This window comes from Mycobacterium sp. MAA66 (genome assembly GCF_041261665.1).
GTDB lineage: Bacteria > Actinomycetota > Actinomycetes > Mycobacteriales > Mycobacteriaceae > Mycobacterium.
Genome location: NZ_JBGCCC010000007.1, coordinates 32421 through 56437, shown reverse-complemented (window position 1 = coordinate 56437; position 24017 = coordinate 32421). Strand labels below are relative to the sequence as shown.

The window sequence follows — 24017 nt, the reverse complement described above, 5'->3', positions numbered from 1 at the left end:
GCAACGCCGCTCAGCTCGTGATTTCGGGACCGAGCAGCAAGTCCGCGTCGAAACAGCTGTGGTCGCCGGTATGGCAGGCACCGCCGACCTGGTCGACCTCCAGCAGCACGGCGTCGCCGTCGCAGTCGAGCCGCACCGAATGCACGTACTGGGTGTGACCCGAGGTTGCGCCCTTGATCCACTGCTCACCGCGCGAGCGCGAAAAGTAGGTCGCCTCACGCGTTTCCAGAGTGCGAGCCAGGGCATCGTCATCCATCCAGGCGACCATCAGCACATCTCCGGTGCCGCGCTGTTGGACGATCGCGGTGAACAGTCCGGCCTCGTTGTGCTTGAGCCGCGCGACGATTCCAGGATCCAGACTCATCTGACCGTGATCCCCTCCGCTGCCATCGCAGCCTTCACCTGGCCGATGGTCAACTCCCGGAAATGGAACACGCTGGCCGCCAGTACCGCATCGGCACCGGCGTGCACAGCGGGGGCGAAATGCTCTACCGCACCGGCGCCGCCGCTCGCGATCACCGGCACACTCACCGCGGCCCGCACCGCCTTCAGCATGGCCAGATCGAACCCGGCCTTGGTGCCATCGGCGTCCATCGAGTTCAGCAGAATCTCCCCGACCCCGAGTTCGGCTCCGCGCCTTGCCCATTCGACGGCGTCGATACCGGTGCCGCGGCGGCCGCCGTGTGTGGTGACCTCCCACCCGGACGGCGTCGGATCAGAACCCTCAGGAACGGTACGGGCATCCACCGACAACACGATGCACTGCGAACCGAATTGCCGAGACAGCTCCGAGAGCAACTCGGGCCGGGCGATCGCGGCGGTGTTCACCGATACCTTGTCGGCACCGGCGCGCAACAGGGTGTCGACGTCCTCGACCGAGCGCACCCCACCGCCGACGGTGAGCGGAATGAAGACCTGCTCAGCAGTGCGTCTGACCACTTCGAGCATGGTCGAGCGTCCCGACGACGACGCCGTGACGTCCAGGAAGGTCAGCTCATCCGCACCCTCGGCGTCGTAGGCGGCGGCCAACTCGACCGGATCTCCGGCGTCCCGGAGGTTCTCGAAGTTGACGCCCTTGACCACCCGGCCGGCGTCGACGTCCAGGCACGGGATGACGCGGGTTGCAAGGCTCACAGGTAATCCTCCGGAACACCAACGGATTTCACGATTTCCAGCATTCTCTCGTGCACACCAGGAGCGGCGGCAAGCGCCGACTTCGACTCGACCGTCCACGGCGTACCCGCCAGATCGGTGACGATGCCGCCGGCCGACCGCACCAGTGCGACGCCGGCCGCGTGGTCCCAGATGTGATGGCCGAAACTGATGGCGCCACCAAGGATTCCGGCACCCACGTAAGCGAGATCCAGCCCCGTGGCGCCGTGCATCCGCACCCTGGAGCATTCGCGGGTGAGGCTAGACAGGACCGCGTTGCGCCACCGCCCCGGGAACCGACCCTTGGAGTCGATGTTGAAGGTCTGGATGCCGATGATCGAATCGGCCAGCGTGCTCGGCACCAACGGCGGCAACACGGTCGAGCCGTCCCGCACCGGCCCGCCCTCCACTGCCATGTAGCGCTGACCCATGAACGGCAACCAGGTCAGCCCCGCCACCGGATTGCCCTGCCACAGCAGGCCGAGCAGGATCGCAGCCATCGGCAAGCCGGCGGCGTAGTTGAAGGTGCCATCGATCGGGTCGAGCACCCACACCAATTCGGAGTCGATGGGTTCGCCACCGAACTCCTCGCCGTGCACCCCGATCCCGGTCGCCTCGGTCAGCGCGGCCACCACCTGCCGTTCGATAGCCAGGTCGACCTCGGTGGCAAAGTCGTTGCCCTTCTTGCGAACTGCGGAGTCTGCCCGATGGCCGGCGATGAACGGCCCAGCAGCGTCGTCGAGGATGCCGGCCGCCGCGGCGACCAGCTCTGCCAACCTCGCCGGCGCGATCACTTCACCGCGGCCAGTGCCTCGGGCAGAGTGAACCGCTCGGCGTACAAAGCCTTTCCGACGATCGCGCCCTCGACGCCCTGGCCCGTAAGGGTGGCGATGGCGCGCAGGTCATCGAGGCTAGAGACGCCGCCGGAGGCGATGATCGGAGCGTCGGTGCGGCCGGCGACGGTGCTCAGCAGATCCAGGTTGGGTCCGGTGAGGGTGCCGTCCTTGGTCACATCGGTGACGACGTAGCGCGAACATCCCTCGCCATCAAGGCGTTCCAGCACCTCCCACAGGTCGCCACCGTCGGTCTCCCAACCGCGGCCACGCAACCGCCAACTGCCGTTCTCGAACTGCACATCCAGGCCGACGGCCACCCGGTCGCCGTACTCGGCGATGGCGCAGCGGCACCACTCGGGGCTCTCCAGGGCGGCCGTGCCGATGTTGACCCGGGCGCAGCCGGTGTCCATGGCTGCCTTCAGCGATTCGTCGTCCCTGATACCGCCGGAAAGTTCCACCGCCACATCGAGTTTGCCGACCACCTCGGCCAGTAGCTCGCGGTTGCTGCCCCGGCCGAACGCGGCGTCCAGATCGACCAGATGCACCCACTCGGCGCCGTCCCGCTGCCAGGTCTGCGCGGCCTCCAGTGCCGAGCCGTAATCGGTCTCGCTGCCCGCCTTGCCCTGGACCAGCCGCACCGCCTTGCCGTTCACCACGTCCACGGCCGGCAACAAAATCAAACTCATAGCCCCTCAACCCAATTCGCCAACAGCGTCGCACCCGCGTCGCCGCTCTTCTCCGGATGAAACTGTGTCGCCGACAGCGCGCCGTCTTCGACAGCGGCGATGAACGGCACATGATGCGTGGCCCAGGTGACCTCGGCCTCGTCCCGGCCACCCCACTGCTGGGCGGCGTACGAATGCACGAAGTAGAACCGGCTGGTCGCATCGAGGCCGCGGAACAAGATGCTGTCGGCCGCCGCGTCCACGGTGTTCCAGCCCATATGTGGGATCACGGGCGCATCGAGTCGGGTGACTTCGCCAGGCCATTGGCCACAGCCCTCGGTCTGCACGCCGAACTCGACGCCCTTGGAAAACAGGATCTGCATACCGACGCACACGCCCAGCACCGGGCGCCCGGCCGCCAAGCGGTCAGCGATGATCGTCTCGCCGCCGATCGACCGCAGCCCCGTCATGCAGGCTTCATAGGCACCTACACCGGGTACCACCAGACCGTCCGCGGCAGCCGCTTTCGCCGCGTCTGAGGTCACCTCGACGTCCGCCCCGACTCGTTCCAACGCACGCTGCGCCGAGCGAAGGTTGCCCGAACCGTAGTCGAGGACCACGAGTTTTTTTGTCACAGAGCACCTTTGGTCGACGGCACGCCGGTCACCCGTGGGTCTGGCTCGACCGCTGCCCGCAGCGCCCGGGCCACCGCCTTGTACTGCGCCTCGGTGATGTGGTGCGGGTCGCGGCCGTAAATGGTGCGCACATGCAGCGCGATACGTGCATTGAAGGCCAACGATTCGAACACGTGCCGGTTGATCACCGTGTGGTACGGCACGGACGATCCGGCAATGGTGAAGCTCACCATGGACTCCGGTTCGCCGGTGTGCACGAAGTACGGCCGTCCCGAAACATCAACGGCCGCATGGGCCAGTGTCTCGTCCATCGGGATGAACGCATCACCGAACCGACGGATGCCCTTCTTGTCGCCGAGGGCCTGCCCCAGCGCCTGACCGAGCACGATCGCGGTGTCCTCGACGGTGTGGTGCCCCTCGATCTCGACGTCGCCCTTGGCATGCACGGTCAGGTCGAAGCTGGCGTGGCTGCCCAAGGAGGTCAACATGTGGTCGAAAAACGGCACACCGGTGCTGATGTCGGTCTGGCCGGTGCCGTCGAGGTCGATCTCGACGACGATTGCCGATTCCTTGGTCGTGCGTTCGACGCGGGCGCGACGGCTCACGGCTTTCCTCCCAATTCGGTCTGGGCCAGCCGGGCGCTGGCTTCCAGTAGGGCGTCATTCTCGGAGGCCAATCCGATGGTGGTTCGCAGGTATCCGGGGATACCCACGTCACGGATCAGCACGCCGGCATCGAGGTAGCGCTGCCAGGTGGCCGGCGCGTCGGCGAATTCGCCGAACAGGATGAAGTTCGAGTCGCTGGGGATGACCCGAAAACCCAAGCCGGACAGGGCCTCAGCCACCCGGTCGCGCTCACGGGACAAAGTGGCGACGCTGCCGAGCGTCTCGTCGGCGTGCCGCAGTGCCGCTCGGGCGGCGGCCTGGGTCAGCACGGACAAGTGGTAAGGCAACCGCACCAGCAGCATCGCGTCGATCACCGCGGGATCGGCGATCAGGTAGCCCAACCGCCCGCCGGCGAAGGCGAAGGCCTTGCTCATGGTGCGGCTGACGATGAGCTTGCTCGGGTAGTCGGCCAGCAGCTCGACACCGCTGGGCTGCGACGAGAATTCGCCGTAGGCCTCGTCCAGGATCAGGATTCCGGGGGTCACGTCCAGCAGCCGGCGCAGGTCATCGAGCGGGATGCTCTGACCCGTCGGGTTGTTGGGGCTGGTGACGAACACGACGTCGGGCCGCTGCTCGATGACCGCGGCGACCGCGACGTCGACGTCGAGCCCGAAGTCATCGGCCCGGTTGGCGACCAGCCACTGTGTCTGGGTGCCGTCGGAGATGATCGGGTGCATCGAATACGACGGTACGAAGCCGATCGCACTGCGGCCCGGTCCACCGAAGGCTTGCAGCAATTGCTGCAGAATCTCGTTGGAACCGTTTGCCGCCCAGAGGTTTTCCGGCCCCAGCGCGACACCGGTCGCCCGTTGCATGTAGGCGGCCAGGTCGGTGCGCAGCGCCACGGCGTCGCGGTCCGGATACCGGTGCAGCTCGGCGGCTGCCTGCCGCGCCGACTCCGCGACGTCGTCGATCAGCGCCTGAGTGGGTGGGTGCGGGTTCTCGTTGGTGTTGAGCCGCACCGGAACCACCAACTGCGGGGCACCATAAGGCGATTTGCCGCGCAGATTATCCCGCAGCGGAAGGTCGTCCAGTGAGATCTTTGTTCCCATCGTCATCGCTCGAACCTCCGGCGCACAGCTTCACCGTGCGCAGGCAGGTTCTCCGCATTCGCCAACGTGATGACATGACCCGCAACGTCTTTCAGTGCAGCTTCGGTGTAGTCCACGATGTGGATGCCACGCAGGAAGGTCTGTACCGACAGCCCGCTGGAGTGCCGCGCGCACCCAGCGGTGGGCAGCACGTGGTTGGAGCCCGCGCAGTAGTCGCCGAGGCTCACCGGCGACCACGCGCCGACGAAAATCGCACCGGCGCTACGGATTCGGCCGGCCACCTCGGAGGCGTCGTCGGTCTGGATCTCCAGGTGTTCGGCGGCATAGGCATTCACCACTTTGACCCCGGCGTCGACGTCGTCGACCAGCACGATCGCCGACTGCTTGCCGTTCAGCGCCACCGTCACCCGGTCGCGGTGCAGTGTGGTGGCGACCTGAGCGGCCACCTCGATATCGGTGGCATCGGCCAGCTGCTCGCTGGTGGTGACCAGCACGCTGGCAGCCATCTCATCGTGTTCGGCCTGGCTGATGAGGTCGGCGGCGATGTGTACCGGGTCGGCGGTGTGGTCGGCCAGGATCGCGATCTCGGTGGGGCCGGCCTCGGCGTCGATGCCGACCTGCGATCGGCAGATGCGCTTGGCGGCGGTGACGTAGATGTTGCCGGGTCCGGTGATCATGTCGACCGGCGCCAGTTCTTCACCCTCCTCCGTCGCTCCGGCACCAATGGTGTCCACCCCGCCGTATGCCAGCAGCGCGATCCCTTGGGCGCCGCCGACCGCCCACACCTCGTCGACGCCGAGCAGCGCGGCCGCGGCCAGGATGGTCGGGTGTGGCAGCCCGCCGAAGGCGGCCTGCGGTGGGCTGGCGATGACCAACGAGTCGACCCCGGCGGTCTGCGCCGGCACCACGTTCATCACGACGCTGGACGGGTAGACGGCGTTGCCGCCCGGCACGTACAGGCCGACCCGCTCGACCGGGATCCACTTCTCGGTGACGGTGGCACCGGGGGCCAGTGTCGTGGTGGTGTCGGTGCGCCGCTGATCGGCGTGTACCGCCCGCGTCCGCGCAATGGCCACGTCGAGGGCCACCCGTACATCGGCGTCCAGGCCGGCCAACGCCGCGTCCAGCTCGGACCGCGGGACCCGGACGGTTGCCGGGCGCACGCCGTCGAACGATTCTCCGTACTCCAATGCCGCCTCGGCGCCACGTTCGATCACCGCGTCGACGATCGGCCGGACCGTGGGCAGCACCGCGTCCACGTCGACTCCGCCGCGCGGCAGCACCGCCCGCAGCTGTGCGGTGGACAGCTGCTGACCTCGTAGATCGATACGCGCCAGCTTCACTGCAGTGTTCACCCGACTATTCTCCCAGAGCAGGCCAAATCGAATTCGGAGGCGTCAATGTCAAGCCGCGAGAACCACCCGAACAACGCCCCAGGCGTACCGATGATCTTCCCGCCATGGCTGGAGAACCTTCAGATCAAGTACTTCAATCCGCTGGTCGCGCCCCTGTCCAAGAGGCTGCCGGGCTTTTCGGTGATCAAGCACAAGGGCCGTACCTCAGGCAAGGAGTACGAGACCATCGTCACCTCGTACCGCAAGGGCGACGTGCTGGCGGTCCTGCTGGCGCACGGCAAGACGAACTGGGTCAAGAACGTCCTGGCCGCCGGGCAGGCGGACATCCACGTCTCGCGGACCGACCTGCACCTGGTGAATCCGCGGGTGCTGCCCGCAGGCACTGTCGATCCGTCGCTGCCGAGGATCGCGCAGATCGGCGCCAAGCGCTCGGGCGTATTCGTCGCCGACATCGCTCACTGAAAACGCGGCACGCCCCTGCCAGATCTAATGATCTCGCAGGGGCGTGCCGTCGGTAGGGCGCCAGGCGCTACTTGCTGCACATGTCGTTGATCTGCGCGGAGTAGGTGTCCGCGTCATGCAGCCGGTTGGCCTGTTCCGGATCGTCGTTGGGCAGACCGGTCGCCGCCGCTGCGCCGATCTCCAGCAGCGTGTCCGCAAATTTGTGCACCGTGTCGGACAGGTCCGCCGGGACTGCCGGGCCAAGCTTGGACATCAGGTATGTCGAACCGTTGACCAACGCGACGCGGGCGTTCGCGGCCTTCAGCAGCGCGCCCATCTGGTCACTGTCCCCGCCCGGGATGGGCAGGGTGTTGTTGGCCGAAATGCCCTTGCGCACGACGATGGTCGCATCGCAGACCGCGAGCTTGGCCGAGGTCTGTTCGGTCGAGTCACTCACGGGGGCCTTCTCGGCCTGCTTGAGCGAATAGAGCGACCAACCGGCGACACCGACAGCGATCAACGCGACGACCAGTGCCGCCGCAGCGAGGATCAAAGGAATCGGCAGTGGGCCACGTTCCTTGGCCACCTTGTCCATCGGGGATCTGCCCGAACGGGGCGACTCGGCTTCCTTGACAGGCGTTTCGGCCTTGTCTTCCGTTTCTTCTGTCGACATGCGGCGAGTCTAGCGGTCGGCTCAGACGCGATCTGGGATGTTCAGGTGTCCAGACCGACATCGAGTACCCGCACCGAATGCGTGAGGGCACCGACTGCCAAATAATCGACACCGGTCCCGGCATAGTCGGCAGCGGACCCGAGCGACAGACCGCCCGAGGACTCCAGCCTGGTGCCTGGCGCCCGAGCATCACGGCGCTGCACCGCGATCTGGGTCTGCCACACCGGGAAGTTGTCCAGCAGCACCAATTCGACGTTCTCGCCGAGGATCTCGTCGAGCTGCTCCAGCGAGTCGACTTCGACCTCACACGGCAGGCCCGGCGCCGCAGCCCGCACCGCGCGCAGCGCAGCCAGCACCGAACCGGCCGCCGCGACATGGTTGTCCTTGATCAGCGCGGCATCACCGAGGCCCAGTCGGTGATTCACCCCGCCGCCGACACGCACCGCGTACTTCTGCAACAGGCGCAGGCCGGGCAAGGTCTTGCGGGTGTCCCGGATTGCGGCCCGGGTGCCGGCCACGGCATCGACCCACAGCGCTGTCGCAGAGGCGATCCCGGACAGGTGGCAGACGATGTTCAGCATGGTCCGCTCGGCGGTCAGCAGCGCGCGGGTGGGTGCCTCGACGGTCAGTACCGCATCGCCGGGCTTGACCTCGGTGCCGTCTTCGACGCGGGCGACAACCCGGTAGTTGCCATCACCAATCACCTTGTCCAGCACCAGAAGCGCAATGTCGATGCCGGCGATCACGCCCACCTCGCGCGAGACCATCGAGGCGGTGGTGGTGGCATCTGCCGGCACTGTCGCCGCCGATGTGACGTCCGGGCCGTAGCGCAGGTCTTCATCGAGCGCCCGCTCGATCGCCGCGTGGGCCTCGATCAGCTCGGTTTCGGTCAGCGTCATCACGCCTGCACTCCCATCGGTTGAGCCACCTGCGCACGTCCAGAGCCATCCAGCCGTACCTGCGCACTGATCGCCAGCGCTGGGTCGGTGGTCGGGCGATCCCCACGGTGGTGGCAGCCGCGTGATTCATCGCGTGCGACCGCAGCCGCGGCGACCGCGCGCGCCGTCACCGTCAGCGCGGCGTCTTCGACCGAGCGCCGGTCAGACATGTCGCGATCGGTTGTGCTCGTGAGCAATTCACCCAGCCTTCGCAAACCCGGTGCATCCCGCACCACCGATGCGTGTTTGGTCATCGCGTTCTGCAATTCGCGCCGCGGCAGCACCGGGCGGGGTCCGGCGTCCAGAGTCGGCAAACGATTCCGATCGGCCGCCCGCGCATAAGACGCCGCGCCGCGACCCGCACGTCCTCCGACCACCAACCCTTCCAACAGGCTGTTCGAGGCCAACCGATTGGCGCCATGCATACCGGTGCGGGCCACTTCCCCGGCGGCATACAGACCGGCCAATTCGGTACGACCGTGCACATCGGTGTCGACTCCGCCGCAGCTGTAGTGTGCGCCGGGCACCACCGGAATGGGTTGGTGAGCAATGTCGATTCCGGCATCACGGCACGCCGCGGCAACCGTGGGGAACCGGCTTTCGACGTCCGGGACTCCACGCGCGTCGAGGTACACACAGTCATCACCGGTGGCTGCCAGTCGGGCAGTGACCGCCGCGGCAACGACGTCACGCGGCGCCAGATCACCCATCGGATGCACCCCCGCAGTGACCGAATCACCGTGTGCATCGATCAGAATCGCGCCCTCGCCGCGCAACGCTTCGGTGATCAGCGGACGACGGCCGCCAGATGCGCCGGCGTAGAGCATGGTCGGATGAAACTGGATGAACTCGATGTCACTGACTGGTACGCCGGCCCACAACGCCAGTGCGACACCGTCACCGGTCGAGCCGTCGGGATTGGTGGTGGCGCCGTAGAGGTGTCCCAGTCCCCCGGTCGCCAGGATCACCGACGGCGCCTCCAGCACCCCGAGGCCGTCGTCGGTGCGTACCAGCAACCCGGCGACCGAACCGCAGGACTGCAGCACCTGCAGCGCAACATGATTGGACCTGATGTCGAGCATCGCACTGGCGGTGTTCAGTGCGCGCTGAACCTCGGCACCGGTGGCGTCGCCGCCGGCATGGATGATCCGGCGCAGGGCGTGCCCGCCCTCCCGCGTGACCGACCAGCGTCCAGGTGCCGTTTCATCGAAAGTCGCTCCGGCGCCGACCAATTCGGCAACGGCCGGATAGCCGTCGGACACGATCGAGGTCACCGCGTCGATGTCACACAGTCCACCGCCTGCCGCAACGGTGTCGGCGACGTGCGCCTCGATCGAATCGTCGCTGCCGGGAAGAACAACCGCGATGCCACCCTGGGCGTAGAACGTCGCCGTCTCGCGGGCCTTGCTCACCACGACCACCTTGGCGCCGGCCCGGTGCGCGGCACGTGCCGCGGCCAGCCCGGCGACCCCGGTGCCGACCACGACAACGTCAGCGCGCTGGCGCCAGTAGCCACGCCCGCCGCACACCGGCGGCTTCCGCAGCGTCATTCCCCGCCGCCGGGTTGTCCGATCTCGATCATGCGCTGCACACTGGCTCTCGCCAGGCGCGCGGTCTGCTCGTCGACGTGCACCTCGTCGGCGCCCTCGCGCAGGCACCGCAGCAGCGCCGCCGGGGTGATCATCTTCATGTAGGGGCACGATGCGCGGTCGTTTACCGCGAGGAACTCGGTTTCCGGTGCGGCACGGCGCAATTGGTGCAGCATGCCGATTTCGGTGGCCACCAGCACCTGCTTGGCCCGGGTGCCGCGGGCGGCGTCCAGCATGCCTCCGGTGGACAGGATCTTGACCCGGTCATCGGGTACGGCGCCTTCTCCGGCCAGGTACAGCGCCGAAGTGGCGCAACCGCATTCGGGGTGGACGAACAATTCTGCGTCGGGGTGCGAGCGGGCCTGGTCGGCCAACTCGTCGCCGTTGATGCCGGCGTGGACGTGGCATTCCCCGGCCCAGATGTGCAGGTTCTGCCGCCCGGTCCTCCGGCGCACGTGCGCCCCGAGGAACTGGTCGGGGCAGAACAATACGGTCTTGTCTTCGGGAATCGAGGCGACCACCTCGACGGCGTTGGACGAGGTGCAGCAGATGTCGGTGAGCGCCTTCACCGCCGCGGTGGTGTTGACATAGGAGACGACGACGGCGTCCGGGAAATCGTCTTTCCAGGACCGCAGGTCGTCGGCGGTGATCGAATCGGCCAGCGAGCAACCCGCCCGCTGATCCGGGATCAGCACCGTCTTGTCCGGCGAGAGGATCTTGGCGGTCTCGGCCATGAAATGCACGCCGCAGAACACGATGGTCTCTTCGGCGGCCTCGGCAGCGATCCGCGACAGCGCCAGCGAGTCTCCGACGTGATCGGCGATGTCCTGGATCTCGGGCAACTGGTAGTTGTGCGCGAGCAGCGTGGCGTTGCGTTCCTTGGCCAAGCGGCGAATCTCGGCCGCCCACTGCTCGTCGGCGACGACGCCGCCGTAGGGAACGATGTCCGAAGTTTGATCCACGACCGTCATGGCCGTTCTCCTTTGATCCAGCCAGGTTTTCGACTTATGATCGAAAACATGCCCCATAGTAGCACTGCCCACGAAGTGCTTGCCGTCGTGTTCCAGGTTCGATACCCGCGACCGCGGACACCTCAGCTCAGCGTCCTGCTCTGGCAGCGCGCCATGGCCCCGCAGCGTGGCGACTGGTCACTGCCAGGTGGACGCCTCCGCGACGACGAGGATCTGACCAGCTCGGTACGCCGCCAACTGGCCGAAAAGGTTGATTTGCGCGAGATCGCACACCTCGAACAGCTCGCAGTATTCAGCCAACCGAATCGGCTGCCCTCCGAGGTGTTCGGGACCCGCACCATCGCGTCGACCTACCTCGGGCTGGTGCCCTCCCCCGCAACCCCCGAGCTGCCCGCCGACACCCACTGGCACCCGGTCGACGACCTACCTCCGATGGCCTTCGACCACCACCCCATGATCACCCACGCACATACCCGACTGATCGCCAAGATGTCATACACCAACATCGGATTCGCCTTGGCGCCAAAGGAATTCACCCTCACCACACTGCGCGACGTGTACAGCGCGGCGCTGGGACATCAAGTGGATCCGACCAACCTGCAACGTGTACTGGCGCGGCGCGGCGTGATCACCCCAACCGGCACCACCGTCCGGTCCGGGCGCAGCGGCGGGCGACCCGCGGCGTTGTACCGGTTCAGCGATTCGACCTACCGGGTCACCGACGAGTTCGCCGCGCTCCGCCCACCGACCTGACAATTCAGTGTGACGAACGTCACCATTCAGGCGCAGAAAGCGCGTCAAGATTGGTTTTTAAGGGATCTTTAAGAGATGATGCCTCGATGAGCATGGGCAGCGCCGCCGAATGGACCGAAGCCGAGTGGATCGGTCATCCGTATCACGAGGACCTGCAGCCGCGCACCCGCCCACAGCGACCAGCCAATGATCCGTTCTACCTGGCGCCCGCCGGATTCGAGCACACCGCACCCGGAACCGTGCTGCGCTCTCGCGACGTCCAGCTGGGATTCATGGGATTGATCCCCCAGGCCGTCACCGCGACTCAGCTGCTGTACCGCTCCACCGATCTCAACGGCACGCCGCATGCAGCTGTCACCACCGTCATCGTGCCGCAGGGCCGGGCGGTCAACCGTCCGATCGTGTCCTACCAGTGCGCCATCGACGCCGTCTCGGACAAATGCTTCCCGTCGTACGCGCTGCGCCGCGGCGCTCACGCCCTCGGTGCGATCGCCCAATTGGAATACGTGCTCATCGCTTCCGTGCTGTCCCAGGGCTGGGCGGTATCGGTCCCCGATCATGAAGGCGTCGAAGGCATCTGGGGCGCGCCGCACGAGCCGGGCTACCACATCCTCGATGGCGTGCGCGCGGCGTTGAACACCCCGTCACTGGAACTGTCGGCCGCCGCGCCGATCGGTCTGTGGGGTTACTCCGGCGGCGGCCTGGCCACCGCGTGGGCGGCCGAAGAATTCGCCGATTACGCACCCGAACTCAACCTCGTGGGCGCCGTCCTGGGCTCGCCGGTCGGCGATCTGGGCGAGGTTTTCCGACGGCTGAACGGCACCCCCGCCGCCGGCCTGCCGGCCATCGTCATCGCGGCCCTCACACACATCTTCCCCGGCCTGCACCGGATCATCGACGAATACGCCACCACCGATGGCAAGAACATGCTGCGCAACATCGAGGGCATGACCACCACCGAAGCCGTCGTCCGGCACTCCGGCCTGGACATGGACCGCATGCTGAAGTGTCCGTTGCAGCAGGTCATCGACACCCCTGAAGTCCAGCACGTGTTCGACAGCATCAAACTCGGCAAGACCGCTCCGAGCGTGCCGCTGCTGATCGTGCAGGCGGTGTACGACCAGATCATCGCAGTCGACGGCATCGACGAACTGGCACAGATCTATGCCGACGGCGGGTCGCACGTGACATATCACCGGGATGCGCTCAGCGAGCACATCGTGCTGCATCCGCTGTCGGCGCCGATGGCACTGGGCTGGTTGGCAGACCGCTTCGCCGGTAAAGAGCTCGCCCCGACTCGGCAGACGTCGTGGCCGACACTGCTCAACCCGTCCACCTATCTCGGACTGGTCAAGCTGGGCCTGGTCAGCACCAAGGTGCTGCTGGGGATGCGGCCGTAGCAACCGTCTAAACGAGGATCGGGCCCCTTCGCCAGCGAAGGGGCCCGATTCGTTTGGGTGGGTGCCGATATCAGGAAGCGCTTCCCGAGTCGTGCTTGGCGGCGTGCTTGGCCGAGCCCTGCTTGCCGGAATCGTGACGCGCCGAGCCGCCCTTGGCCGAGCCGCCCTTGGCCGGGTCGGCCTTAGCCGAGGCACCCTTGGCCGAGCCGGTTTTGGCCGAATCACTCTGACCGTCAGCCGAGCCGGTCTTGCCCGAGCCATGCTTGGTCGAGCGGTTCTTGACCGAGCCACTCTTGGCTGAATCGCCCTGAGCCGAGCCGCCATTGGCGCCATCGACCTTGTCCGAGCCCGCCTTCACTGAACCGGCCTTGTCCGAGCCCGCCTTGTCCGAACCGACGTTGTCCGAACCAGCCTTGGCCGGACTATCGGTTGTGCTTGTCCCGGCGGCCGCAGTCCCCGTTGAGCTAGCGGTGTCCGCCGGCTTGCCGGTGTCCGTAGCCGTGGCCGTGGCCGGCGCCTTGGCAGTGTCCTGCGCCTTCGTCGTAACCTCCGCCTTCGCGATGTCCTCGGTCTTGGCGGCATCGCTCTTGGAGGTGGCCGGTGCAGCAGCGGTCGTATCCGCCGCCGCCGCCTTGTCGGTGGTCGCGGCGGCCGCGGCAACAACTGTGTGGTCGGTTGCCGTCGAGGTGCTTGAGCCACTTCCCAAGCTCAAGGTGTACGACGTGGCAGCGGGCTCAAGCGTCGCCGAGACCAGGCTCGCCGCCGGGTCGCTGACCGCGACCGCCGCGGTCGTGGTGGCCGTCTTCGCCGGGACATTCTTGATGGCCGCAGCGATCTTCTGGGCGATGGTGATGAGGAACTGAGAGATCGGACCACCGCTCGCGCAGCGACCCGTGCAGGCCGGGTCCTTGGGCGAAAACAGGCCGGCCCATGGGTTGGTCGAGCCGCTGTAGGCGAAGCCGTTGAGGAATGCGTCGGCCACCGCACCCGGCGTGTTCACCAAGGCCGTGATCGCGCCGGCCAGATTCCCGGCGCCGACCGCGGAGCCGACCGCGCCGAGGGAGCGCGACAACTCGAATGCCGCACCGCTGAAAGGCGCATAGGCGGCTTGGAAGGCGCCGAACACCAAGGTGCCGGTGGTGAAAAAGGCACCGAGGGCATTGGAAAGGTTCTGCGCCATCCGCTGCGGAATACCCATAGTCGTGCTCGTGCTGAACAGCCAGCCGTTAGCCCAGGTCAGCACGGTGTTCTGCAGGCCGAACAGGGCCAGCTTGTTGAAGTTCTCGTAGGCCACGCCCAAGTTGCCCTTGGACAACGCGCTCTGCACGTTCGCCAACAGCGTCTTACCCGGGGCCGATTCCCTCGTGCCGTTCTCCCACCAGGTCTTGAATGCGGTAGACGCGGCGCTGAAGTCGAAGATCTGCTTGAGGTAGCCGACCTGGTTTTCGACGATCGCACCCAGAATCGGGAACGGTGACGCCGCATACTGCTTGAGCAGGGTGCCCACGTTGTGGACCGTGTGGTTGACCAGGTCCCCATACACCGCAATCGGTGAGTCGGTAACCGCCGCAACCAGTTGCACGGCACGCTGCTGAGCCTGGTGAACCTCGAGCGTGGCGCTGTGCTGTACTGCGGGACCCGCGGCGATGACGCTGGCACTCAGCGCGGCGACAGTACCGATCAGGATCTTGTTGGTGCGGCCATTCGATACCGGGGCGGCCATCAGGTCCGCATCAGCAGACCAGGGGCGAAGTGCGAGTTGCACGGTAGATCTCCTCTTTTCGTTACTCCACCTAACAAACGATGGAACCTGAAATTTAGCTGAGGATTACCTAATAAACAATAGGTATGCCTACCCTAATACTCCATACCTACTTCGGGTATGCTGTGAAGTTTCCGTATGAACACAGGCGCGGCGAGGCAAGCCGACGTCAACGGGTCGAATTCTTCGAAGAAATCGAAACCCGTTGTTGTGCAATGAGTTTCGATCAGCCGACGGACGGCAGAGCGTCGTCCGTCGGAGAGTCCGCCAAAATCGGCGATCCGGTCACGGACGGTTCGACGGGCGGCCACGCACCCAGATCGTCTCGCTTGGTAGCCAACACACAGAAGGCGTACACCAACGCCGCGATGCCAGCCGGGAAAAACACCGTGGCCGCCAGGAGCCACGGCGAATGCCCGAACACCGCCGACGGCGCCTCGGTGGTATAGAACACCCGATGCTCCGCCGACACCGGCGCAGCCGCGATATCGACCGATCCGTACCGCCAATGCGCAAGCGCCGCACCAACTCCCGGCGCAGCACCGCCTGCAGCAAGACCACCCAATGCCAGGGCCGCAGCCATCAGGGGGCCGCGATGTGCGCGCCATTGCCAGACCAGCACCGTGGTCACGGCCGCGAGCACCCCGAGGAAGCCGACCAACAGCGCCGCACCCAGGAATACTCGGTCGGATTCATCGCCGATGAAGCCCGAAACCCGTTCGCCCTTGCGGCTCAACACGATGGCACCGTGGATAGGAGGCACCACCAGGGCCCACAGCGCGCCGACCAACACCCCGGCCAACGCGAAGCCGATTGCCACCCGCAGCGCCGCTGCCCGATGAGAAAGTTTCGGCGGCAGTGCGGATTCCGGCCTTTCGACGGCGACGGTCATCGTTGAGTGTCCAGGTCCTTCGAATCCACCACCCCGTGCCGCGAGCACTTGGCCCACCAGCCGTCGGGGCGTACCTGAACCACCATCCGGCGGCCGCATTCGGCACAGAACCGCGGCGCCTCCAGCCCGAGCTGAGCCGTCGTGGGCACCACGGCGCCGGCGGCGACACTGGTCTCGACGCCGGTATAGACGTTGAACTTGCCGGCACTCACCGGTGCGGGCAACTCGCGGGTCATCACAGTGTGGCGTTGAGGGCCTTGATCGGCATCTGCAGATCGTCGAGTAGTTCCAGGTCGGACTCGGCCGGGCGCCCCAGCGTAGTCAGGTAGTTGCCGACGATGACAGCGTTGATGCCACCCAGGATGCCCTGCTTGGCGCCGAGGTCGCCGAGGGTGATCTCACGACCACCGGCGAACCGGAGCATGGTGCGGGGCATGGCCAGCCGGAACGCGGCGACGGCGCGCAGCGCGTCGGCGGCCGGCAGCACCTCAAGGTCACCGAACGGCGTGCCCGGGCGCGGGTTCAGGAAGTTCAGCGGGACCTCGTGCGGGTTGAGCTCGGCCAGGTTCGCGGCGAACTCCGCGCGCTGCTCCAGCGTCTCGCCCATGCCCAGGATGCCGCCGCAGCACACCTCCATGCCCGCCTCGCGGACCATCTCGAGGGTGCCCCAGCGTTCTTCCCAGGTGTGGGTGGTGACGACGTTGGGGAAGTACGACTTGGAGGTCTCCAGGTTGTGGTTGTAACGGTGCACGCCCATGGCCTTCAGCCGGTCCACCTGCTCCTGGTCAAGCATGCCCAGCGAGCAGGCGATCTGGATGTCGACCTCGTTGCGGATCGCTTCGATGCCGGCGGCGACCTGCGCCAACAGCCGCTCATCGGGTCCGCGGACCGCGGCCACGATGCAGAACTCGGTGGCACCGGTCTTGGCAGTCTGCTTGGCGGCTTCGACCAGGCTCGGGATGTCCAGCCAGGCGCTGCGTACCGGCGAGGCAAACAGCCCCGACTGCGAGCAGAAGTGGCAGTCCTCAGGGCAGCCGCCGGTCTTGAGGCTGATGATGCCCTCGACCTCGACCTCGGGACCACACCACTTCATCCGCACCTCGTGCGCGAGGGCAAGCAAGTCTTCGAGGCGATCGTCGGGGAGCTGCAGCACCTCCAGCACCTGCTCCTGGGTCAGGCCTTCGCCTCGCTCCAAAACCTGTTCGCGGGCAATACCCAACACATCAGTGGCGGCCTGAGTCACTGGAGATCCTCCTGAAATCCAAACTTGAACGGTGTTTAGGATACAGCCGTGCAACTGCACCGAAGCGACGTGGTCGCCAAAGCCGCCGAGATCCTCGACAACTACGGGATCGCCGACCTGACCATGCGTCGGCTGGCCCGCGAGCTCAACGTCAGCCCTGGCGCGCTGTACTGGCATTTCGCCGACAAACAGGAGCTTCTGGGCGCCGTCGCCGACCGGCTGCTGGCCTCCGCGGCCGACCCCGCGGTGGCCGGGGCCTGGCCCGGCCGAATAGTGGCACTGTGCTCGGCCCTGCGCGATGCCTTGCTGTCCGCCACCGACGGCGCAGAGCTGGTCTCGGCCAGTTTCTCCGCGGGACGCTCCACTCAGATGCGCCGAATCGTCGATGCTCTGACCGGGGCATGTATCGACTCGGGACTCACAAGGGACGACGCCGAACTGGCCGCGCGCACCGTCATCTACTACGTGTTGGGTTTCACCGCCGACGAGCAATCCCGGATGCAGTGGGACGCAGCGGGCGCCGAGGTGGCCGACGGGGAAGCCGTGTGGACCGAAAATGCCAGTGGCCGTTTCGCTTTCGGTCTGAATTTGCTGATCGAGGGGCTGGCGGCGCATGACGAGTCCGACGGTCTGGGGCACGTCTCGCAAGTTGAGGTGTACTGACCAGAGTCGGCTGCCGCCGTGGGGAGACCGACTAGTTCGTCGACGGTGGTGGCGGGTGGAATGGTTGGTACCACCACCATGGTTTCGGCATTGTGTGGTGTCACCCCGGCTTTCCACGCCACCAACGACGGAAGCGACCGAGCGCCGGTGACACCCCCAATCCGTCACGTTCGATCTCCGCGACGATGTGCGCCAAACGCCCGTCGATCGCGTTGCGCTGACCGGTCAGCTCCGCGATCTCCTCGAACAACACCTCCAGACGCTCACCGGGATGCACCCCGGTGGCCAAAGGTGTTGCGGCGGTGGACATGACACCATCATCACAGAGGGGTCCGACAAACCATGGGTCCCGAGAAGTCAAAGACCAAAGGCCCGTTATGCCGAACCAGTCCAAACCTCAAATGACCTGAATCTCTTTACGGGCGTTGCCATTCCACAATCGCAATCCACTGACCGTGGCGGCAATATCTGCCGGCCGACCGGCAATCTGGAGTGCGGCGGCCAACTGGTCCGACGAGACCCGGCGCGCCAGCGTGACGTGGGGCGTCCAATCGCCGGGCACAGTGTGCGGCATCGGCCCGGGCGCCAGATGCGGTGCGGTGAGCCGGGTCACTTCGGCGTGCAGATCGAGCAGTTCCAGGCTCGGCACCACAAGACGCGCGAGAATTCCAGCCGAGCGACCGAACACCAGGGCTGCGCCGATCCGAGCCGCGAACGGGAACCTGTCGGCAAGCCCGGACAGCGTTGGCAACACCGCGTCATCGATCTGCTCCGCGACGGTCAGGGTGGCATGCGGCCGAGCCCCGGGTGGTTGAGCGGCAATCCCGTTATCCCGCAACGCGTCCCAACTATCCCGGATCGCCGCCTCGGTTTCCGGGTCGAACAGCAGCTCGACCGAATGCACCATGTCAGCTGATCAAGCCCGAAACCCATTGCGGGTCAAAAGCATCGGCACTCACAGCGGCGAACACCTCCGACGACAATGCCCCTGCACCAGCCGGCAGTACCGCCCGCACGGGCGCAATCCGTTCCAACTCGCCGCGGTTGGAGACCTCGGCCGGTCCCGGCTCCGACGGCCACGCGCCCACCACCAATCCGGCGCAGGTAATTCCGTGCGCGGCAAGCGACTCCACCGTCAAGCCCGTGTGGTTCAGCGTCCCCAGACCCGGCGCCACCACCACCAACACGGCAGCACCGAGGTCCACCGCCAGATCGCGCAACGTCACGCCGGAGGCACCCAGCGCCACCAGCAGTCCCCCGGCCCCCTCGACCAACGTCAGTCGGCCGGGCCCGTCGACGCCATGGATCAGCGCCAAAAGCTCTGTTCGCGAAGGTAATTCCATTCCGGCCAACTCGGCTGCGGCCACCGGCGCCAACGGCTCGGGATAACGCCAACCCGGCGCCAGCTCACCGACTCCGGACAACCTCGCCACTTCGGCCAGGTCGTCGTCGCCGTGCCCGAGAGCCGGTGCGAACCCGGTCTGCACCGGCTTGCACACCGCGACGTCGATGCCCGATAACCGCGCACTGCAGGCCAGCGCCGAGGTGGCGATGGTCTTGCCGACGCCGGTATCGGTGCCGGTGACCAACAGCACCGTCACGAGCGCACCAGCGTCAGAACCTCACCCAAGACCCGGCGGGCCAGATCCAGCTCGGTGTCGTCCAACGAGGCCCGCGCAGTCAGCCGTAGTCGCGAAGTTCCGGTCGGCACCGTCGGCGGCCGGAAGCATCCGACCCGCACCCCACGCTCCAGACAGGCGGCCGCAGCGGCCAACGCCACCTCGGGCTCACCGAGGATCACCGACACCACCGCGGAGTCAGGCACCTCCGACACTCCGCCGAACTCTGCCAACGCCGCGGCATGCGTCAGTACCGCCTGGGCACGCCAGGGCTCGACCATCAACACGCGCAGCGCCGCCCGGGCCGAGCCGACGGCAGCCGGCGCCAGGCCGGTGTCGAAGATGAAGGTGCGCGCCGCGTCGATCAGGTGGGCCCGAACGGCGGCCGGCCCGAGCACGACGCCGCCCTGGCTGCCCAGCGACTTGGACAGGGTCGTGGTCACCACGACGTCGGGCACGCCGGCCAAACCGACCTCGTGCACCAGGCCACGGCCGCCTTCGCCGCGAACACCCAAACCGTGCGCCTCATCGACGATCAGCAGCGCGCCGTGACGGCGGCACACCTGATGGAGTTCGCGCAGCGGCGCCATCGCACCGTCGGTGGAGAACACCGAGTCGGTGATCACCACGGCGCGCTCCTCGGATCGGCTGACCAGAGCGGTCTCGATCGCCGCGACGTCGTTGTGTGGAGTCACCACCACGCGCGCCCGCGACAACCGGCAGGCGTCGACCAGCGAGGCGTGGCTGTAGGCGTCCGACACCACCAGCGACCCCGGGCCCGAAAGACTGGCTACCGCACCGATATTGGCGGTGTAGCCGGACGAGAAAACCAGGGCCGATTCGGCGCCCATGAACTCGGCGAGGTCGACTTCGAACGCCTCGTGCAGTTCGGTGTTGCCGGTCACCAGGCGCGATCCGCCCGAGCCCGCGCCCCAGGTGCGCAGCGCCTCGATCCCGCCCTCGAGAACCTCGGGATGCTGGGATAGACCCAGGTAGTCATTGGAGGCCAGGTCCAGCTCGGTGCCGACGGGCGGTCGCACCCGCAGCACCCGGCGCAGGCCGGCCGACTGGCGCTGCCGCTCGACGTCGCCTAGCCAGGCCAGCGGCGATGGGTCGGTCATCGGGCACTCCTGACTGGTCAACACGGCACTTGAACGGTGTTCAGGTTAGCGCACGGGCGACCGCGACCATTCCTGAGGTGATGCAGTCGATCTCCTCGGGCGTACAGACGAACGGCGGCATGACGTACACCAGGTTCCGGAACGGCCGCAGCCACAGCCCATGTTCGATGGCCGTGGCGGTCGCGACCGCCATATCGACCGGTTCGGTCATTTCGATGACGCCGATGGCACCCAACACCCGCACATCGGCAACCCCCGACAGCTCGGCGGCCGGAGTCAGCCCGCGACGTAGCCCGTCCTCGATGGCCGCTACCGAGGCTTTCCAGTCCTGACCCAACAGCAGTTCCACCGACGCCACCGATACGGCGCAGGCCAGCGCGTTGGCCATGAACGTGGGCCCGTGCATCAGAGCCCCGGGCTCGCCGGAGCTGATGACCCGGGCGATCTCACCGGTGCACAGCGTCGCAGCCAGCGTCACATAACCGCCGGTCATCGCCTTGCCGACACACATGATGTCCGGGCTGACGCCGGCGTGGTCGGCGGCGAACAGCTCACCGGTGCGACCGAACCCGGTGGCGATCTCGTCGAAGATCAGCAATACGTCGTGCCGGGTACAGATGTCCCGAAGATCGGTCAGGTACCGCGGATCGTGGAACCGCATGCCGCCGGCACCCTGCACCACCGGCTCGACGATCACGGCCGCGAGTTCCGCGGCGTGCTCGATCAGCTGCGACTCGAACGCATCGACATACGCGGTGTCATACCCGCTGGGCACCTGAGGCGCGAAGACCTGCGGCATCAGCACGTCGGTCCAGATCGAGTGCATGCCGCCCTCCGGGTCGCACACGCTCATCGGGGCGAAGGTGTCCCCGTGATACCCGCCGCGCCAGGTCATCAACTTGTGCTTGCCCGGCCGGCCCAGGCTGCGCTGATACTGCAGCGCCATCTTGGCGGCGACCTCGACCGACACCGAACCTGAGTCCGAGAAGAACACGGTGTCCAGACCCGCCGGGGTGACCTGCACCAGCAGCTGGGCCAGCCGGGCCGCCGGTTCGTGCGTCAGGCCACCGAACATCACGTGGTTCATCGTTCCCAGTTGCCGCATGATCGCCGCATCCAACACCGGATGTCCATGGCCGTGCACGGCGGTCCACCACGAGCTCATCGCATCGATGACCTGGACCGGCCTCCCCCGGTGAATCAGCGTCAGCATGGTGCCGTGCGCCTCGGTCGCCACCACCGGTGCCAATGCCGCGGAGTCAGTAGCACCGATGGTGCTGTACGGGTGCCAAACGTGCGCCGCATCGAGCGCGCTGATCTCGGACGGGCTCAACGCCGGCACGGGCATCGCGGAGATTCCTTTGCTCACAGGTACTGCAAAGCTGCGGCGGCAGCATGAACAGCGCCTGGATGTTGGGTAGATTGACGGGCGACCATGACGACTCTTGCAGCACCCCGACCAGCCGCGGCGCCCGGGTCCCCCGCGGCCCCGAGTGCCCCAGTCGGCGGCGCCAAGTCGGGTTTCTACCGGTACGACCTCGACGGACTCCGGGGCATCGCGATCGCCCTCGTAGCCGTCTTCCACGTGTGGTTTGGCCGGGTATCGGGCGGTGTCGACGTCTTCTTGGCGCTGTCCGGATTCTTCTTCGGCGGCAAACTCTTACGCACCGCGCTCACCCCGGAAAGCTCGCTGTCGCCCGGTCCGGAGCTGCGCCGGCTGGCCCGACGACTGCTGCCGGCGCTTGTCGTCGTGCTGGCCGCCGCCGCCATCTTGACCATCACGATCCAGCCGGAGACGCGCTGGGAGACGTTTGCCGACCAGAGCCTGGCCAGCCTGTTCTACTTCCAGAACTGGGAGCTGGCCGACACCGCTTCGAACTACCTGCGCGCGGGTGAAGCCGTCAGCCCGCTGCAGCACATCTGGTCGATGTCCGTGCAGGGGCAGTTCTACGTGGCGTTCCTGGCACTGATCTTCGGGTTCGCGGCGGTGCTACGGGACAAGCTGGGCGACCGGCTGCGGTTCTGGTTCATCGTGTTGCTCAGCGCGCTGACCGTGGCTTCGTTCGTCTACGCGATATACGCGCACCAGGCCGATCAGGTCAGCGCCTACTACAACAGCTTCGCGCGCGGCTGGGAGCTGTTGCTCGGGGCACTCATCGGGGCCGTGGTGCCTTCGGTGCGGTGGCCGATGTGGTTGCGCACCGTGGTCTCCGCGCTGGCCCTGGCAACGATCGTGTCCTGCGGCGCGCTGATCGATGGGGTCCGCGAGTTCCCCGGCCCCTGGGCCCTGGTGCCCGTCGGCGCCACCATGCTGTTCATCCTCAGCGCGGCCAACCACACCGAGGAATTGCCCGCACCCAACCGGCTGCTGACCCGCCGACCGTTCATGGCGCTCGGGGCCATCTCGTATTCGCTGTACCTGTGGCACTGGCCACTGTTGATCTTCTGGCTGGCCTACACCGGCGATACCAAAGCCGGGTTCCTCGACGGTTCGGCCGTGCTGCTGGTCTCCGGCGTCCTCGCCTGGCTCACCACCCGCTACGTCGAGAACCCGTTGCGCTACCGCGTCGGTGCGGCTCGCGTCCCGGTCACGCGGCCACCGCTGCGGACCCGGCTACGCCGTCCCACCATCGTGCTGGGGTCGTTCGTGACGCTGCTCGGTGTGGTCCTGACGGCCACCTCCTTCACCTGGCGCGAGCACATGACCGCCGAACGGGCCAAGGGCAAGGAGCTGCTCACCCTCTCCCCGCAGGACTACCCCGGCGCGCGTGCGCTACTGACCCCGCATCTGAAGGTGCCGGTGCTGCCGTTCCGTCCGACGGTTCTGGAAGCCCACGACGACGTCCCCAAAACCACCGCAGACGGCTGCATCGCGGACTTCGACGACCTGTCCATTCGTAACTGTGTGTACGGCGACACCGCGGCCGCGCGCACCATCGACCTCGCCGGCGGATCGCACGCCGAACACTGGATCACGGCGCTGGACATGCTGGGCAGGCACTACCACTTCAAGGTCGTGACCTACCTGAAGATGGGTTGCCCACTGTCGACCGAGACCAATCCGCTGGTGATGGGTGACAACCGGCCATACCCCAAGTGCTACGAGTGGAATGAGCTGGTCATGCCCAAACTCATTGCCTCGCACCCCGACTACGTCTTCACCACCTCGACCCGGCCCTGGAACATCAAACCGGGCGACGTCATGCCGGGCACGTACATCGGCATCTGGCAACAGTTGTCCAGCGCCAACATCCCGATCCTGGCCATGCGGGACACCCCATGGCTGGTGCGTGACGGCAGGGCGTTCTTCCCAGCCGATTGCCTGGCCAGCGGCGGCAACGCGGAATCCTGCGGAATCAAGCGCTCCGAGGTACTGTCCGAGCACAATCCCACCGAGGATTTCGTCGGGCAGTTCCCGTTGTTGAAGACGCTCGACATGAGTAATGCGGTATGTCGCCCGGACATTTGTCGCGCTGTGGAGGGAAATGTGTTGCTGTATCACGATTCTCATCACCTCTCCGCCACGTATATGCGCACCATGGTGGGAGAGCTCGGACGGCAGATGGCGGACCGAACCGGCTGGTGGTGAGGG

Annotated in this window: 25 protein-coding genes and 1 pseudogene; 5 read left to right on the top strand and 21 right to left on the bottom strand. The window is 66.6% G+C overall.

The window, feature by feature from the left end; translation table 11 throughout:
- Positions 1 to 10: 10 nt before the first annotated feature.
- From hisI to hisD, 8 genes are read right to left on the bottom strand one after another with little or no spacing between them, the layout of a single operon-like run.
- Positions 11 to 364 (bottom strand): phosphoribosyl-AMP cyclohydrolase, encoded by a 354-nt coding sequence (gene hisI, locus ABIA30_RS19285; RefSeq protein WP_370068290.1) that lies wholly within the window; start codon positions 362 to 364, stop codon positions 11 to 13.
- The gene (hisF, locus tag ABIA30_RS19280) at positions 361 to 1161 is read right to left on the bottom strand and encodes an imidazole glycerol phosphate synthase subunit HisF (RefSeq protein ID WP_370068595.1); all 801 of its coding nucleotides are present in this window, start codon (positions 1159 to 1161) and stop codon (positions 361 to 363) included. Before hisF ends, hisI begins: the two co-directional genes overlap by 4 nt.
- Positions 1131 to 1943, bottom strand: coding sequence for an inositol monophosphatase (locus ABIA30_RS19275; RefSeq protein ID WP_370068593.1), 813 nt, complete (start codon positions 1941 to 1943; stop codon positions 1131 to 1133). The genes hisF and ABIA30_RS19275 overlap by 31 nt, the downstream gene beginning before the upstream one ends.
- The gene (gene priA / locus ABIA30_RS19270; RefSeq protein ID WP_370068288.1) at positions 1943 to 2674 is read right to left on the bottom strand and encodes a bifunctional 1-(5-phosphoribosyl)-5-((5-phosphoribosylamino)methylideneamino)imidazole-4-carboxamide isomerase/phosphoribosylanthranilate isomerase PriA; all 732 of its coding nucleotides are present in this window, start codon (positions 2672 to 2674) and stop codon (positions 1943 to 1945) included. The genes ABIA30_RS19275 and priA overlap by 1 nt, the downstream gene beginning before the upstream one ends.
- Entirely contained in the window at positions 2671 to 3288 is a 618-nt protein-coding gene (hisH, locus tag ABIA30_RS19265) for an imidazole glycerol phosphate synthase subunit HisH (RefSeq protein ID WP_370068286.1), read from the bottom strand. Before hisH ends, priA begins: the two co-directional genes overlap by 4 nt.
- Complete coding sequence (gene hisB, locus ABIA30_RS19260) at positions 3285 to 3908, bottom strand: imidazoleglycerol-phosphate dehydratase HisB (RefSeq protein WP_370068591.1); 624 nt, start codon at positions 3906 to 3908, stop codon at positions 3285 to 3287. The genes hisH and hisB overlap by 4 nt, the downstream gene beginning before the upstream one ends.
- Entirely contained in the window at positions 3890 to 5011 is a 1122-nt protein-coding gene (locus ABIA30_RS19255) for a histidinol-phosphate transaminase (protein WP_370068284.1), read from the bottom strand. Before ABIA30_RS19255 ends, hisB begins: the two co-directional genes overlap by 19 nt.
- On the bottom strand, positions 5008 to 6342 hold the full coding sequence (hisD, locus tag ABIA30_RS19250) for a histidinol dehydrogenase (RefSeq protein WP_370068589.1): 1335 nt from the start codon (positions 6340 to 6342) through the stop codon (positions 5008 to 5010). Before hisD ends, ABIA30_RS19255 begins: the two co-directional genes overlap by 4 nt.
- Before the next feature lie 63 nt (positions 6343 to 6405).
- Between hisD and ABIA30_RS19245 the strand changes: the two genes are divergently transcribed.
- A complete protein-coding gene (locus ABIA30_RS19245; RefSeq protein WP_370068282.1) occupies positions 6406 to 6822 on the top strand; it encodes a nitroreductase family deazaflavin-dependent oxidoreductase in 417 nt (138 codons plus the stop codon).
- 67 nt (positions 6823 to 6889) lie between these two features.
- On the opposite strand, the gene ABIA30_RS19240 is transcribed toward ABIA30_RS19245, so the two are convergent.
- From ABIA30_RS19240 to nadA, 4 genes are read right to left on the bottom strand one after another with little or no spacing between them, the layout of a single operon-like run.
- Complete coding sequence (locus ABIA30_RS19240) at positions 6890 to 7474, bottom strand: hypothetical protein (RefSeq protein WP_370068280.1); 585 nt, start codon at positions 7472 to 7474, stop codon at positions 6890 to 6892.
- 41 nt (positions 7475 to 7515) lie between these two features.
- On the bottom strand, positions 7516 to 8373 hold the full coding sequence (gene nadC, locus ABIA30_RS19235) for a carboxylating nicotinate-nucleotide diphosphorylase (protein WP_370068278.1): 858 nt from the start codon (positions 8371 to 8373) through the stop codon (positions 7516 to 7518).
- Positions 8373 to 9962: an L-aspartate oxidase gene (locus ABIA30_RS19230; RefSeq protein ID WP_370068276.1), complete on the bottom strand. Its 1590-nt coding sequence runs from the start codon at positions 9960 to 9962 to the stop codon at positions 8373 to 8375. The genes nadC and ABIA30_RS19230 overlap by 1 nt, the downstream gene beginning before the upstream one ends.
- Entirely contained in the window at positions 9959 to 11029 is a 1071-nt protein-coding gene (nadA, locus tag ABIA30_RS19225) for a quinolinate synthase NadA (RefSeq protein WP_370068274.1), read from the bottom strand. The genes ABIA30_RS19230 and nadA overlap by 4 nt, the downstream gene beginning before the upstream one ends.
- On the opposite strand from nadA, the gene ABIA30_RS19220 reads away from it, so the two are divergent.
- Both ABIA30_RS19220 and ABIA30_RS19215 read left to right on the top strand, forming a co-directional pair.
- Entirely contained in the window at positions 11021 to 11725 is a 705-nt protein-coding gene (locus ABIA30_RS19220; RefSeq protein WP_370068272.1) for an NUDIX domain-containing protein, read from the top strand. The two genes, nadA and ABIA30_RS19220, sit on opposite strands and share 9 nt — an antisense overlap.
- 86 nt (positions 11726 to 11811) lie before the next feature.
- Positions 11812 to 13125, top strand: coding sequence for a lipase family protein (locus tag ABIA30_RS19215; protein ID WP_370068270.1), 1314 nt, complete (start codon positions 11812 to 11814; stop codon positions 13123 to 13125).
- A gap of 70 nt (positions 13126 to 13195) precedes the next feature.
- Here ABIA30_RS19215 and ABIA30_RS19210 read toward each other — a convergent pair whose 3' ends face one another.
- The 4 genes from ABIA30_RS19210 to bioB form a co-directional block, all read right to left on the bottom strand.
- On the bottom strand, positions 13196 to 14890 hold the full coding sequence (locus tag ABIA30_RS19210) for a hypothetical protein (protein WP_370068268.1): 1695 nt from the start codon (positions 14888 to 14890) through the stop codon (positions 13196 to 13198).
- Positions 14891 to 15113: 223 nt separating this feature from the next.
- Positions 15114 to 15779 carry a DUF2567 domain-containing protein gene (locus tag ABIA30_RS19205; RefSeq protein ID WP_370068266.1) on the bottom strand — a complete coding sequence of 222 codons (666 nt, stop codon included), beginning with the start codon at positions 15777 to 15779 and terminating at the stop codon, positions 15114 to 15116.
- Entirely contained in the window at positions 15776 to 16015 is a 240-nt protein-coding gene (locus tag ABIA30_RS19200) for a hypothetical protein (protein ID WP_370068264.1), read from the bottom strand. The genes ABIA30_RS19205 and ABIA30_RS19200 overlap by 4 nt, the downstream gene beginning before the upstream one ends.
- Positions 16015 to 17022: a biotin synthase BioB gene (gene bioB / locus ABIA30_RS19195; protein WP_370068262.1), complete on the bottom strand. Its 1008-nt coding sequence runs from the start codon at positions 17020 to 17022 to the stop codon at positions 16015 to 16017. The genes ABIA30_RS19200 and bioB overlap by 1 nt, the downstream gene beginning before the upstream one ends.
- Before the next feature lie 48 nt (positions 17023 to 17070).
- On the opposite strand from bioB, the gene ABIA30_RS19190 reads away from it, so the two are divergent.
- A complete protein-coding gene (locus ABIA30_RS19190) occupies positions 17071 to 17685 on the top strand; it encodes a TetR family transcriptional regulator (protein WP_370068260.1) in 615 nt (204 codons plus the stop codon).
- Between the two features lie 68 nt (positions 17686 to 17753).
- On the opposite strand, the pseudogene ABIA30_RS19185 reads toward ABIA30_RS19190, so the two are convergent.
- From ABIA30_RS19185 to ABIA30_RS19165, 5 genes and pseudogenes are all read right to left on the bottom strand, one after another.
- A pseudogene (locus ABIA30_RS19185) lies at positions 17754 to 17995 on the bottom strand (DUF222 domain-containing protein); the annotation flags it as partial.
- An 87-nt stretch (positions 17996 to 18082) separates the two neighbouring features.
- A complete protein-coding gene (locus ABIA30_RS19180) occupies positions 18083 to 18592 on the bottom strand; it encodes a 2'-5' RNA ligase family protein (RefSeq protein ID WP_370068258.1) in 510 nt (169 codons plus the stop codon).
- Between the two features lies 1 nt (position 18593).
- Complete coding sequence (gene bioD, locus ABIA30_RS19175; protein ID WP_370068256.1) at positions 18594 to 19286, bottom strand: dethiobiotin synthase; 693 nt, start codon at positions 19284 to 19286, stop codon at positions 18594 to 18596.
- On the bottom strand, positions 19283 to 20425 hold the full coding sequence (locus ABIA30_RS19170; protein ID WP_370068254.1) for an 8-amino-7-oxononanoate synthase: 1143 nt from the start codon (positions 20423 to 20425) through the stop codon (positions 19283 to 19285). The genes bioD and ABIA30_RS19170 overlap by 4 nt, the downstream gene beginning before the upstream one ends.
- A gap of 40 nt (positions 20426 to 20465) precedes the next feature.
- Positions 20466 to 21773, bottom strand: a complete 1308-nt coding sequence (locus tag ABIA30_RS19165) for an adenosylmethionine--8-amino-7-oxononanoate transaminase (protein ID WP_370068252.1) — start codon at positions 21771 to 21773, stop codon at positions 20466 to 20468.
- An 87-nt stretch (positions 21774 to 21860) separates the two neighbouring features.
- Here ABIA30_RS19165 and ABIA30_RS19160 point away from each other — a divergent pair, with 87 nt between their 5' ends.
- Positions 21861 to 24014, top strand: a complete 2154-nt coding sequence (locus tag ABIA30_RS19160; RefSeq protein ID WP_370068250.1) for an acyltransferase family protein — start codon at positions 21861 to 21863, stop codon at positions 24012 to 24014.
- Positions 24015 to 24017 lie beyond the last annotated feature (3 nt).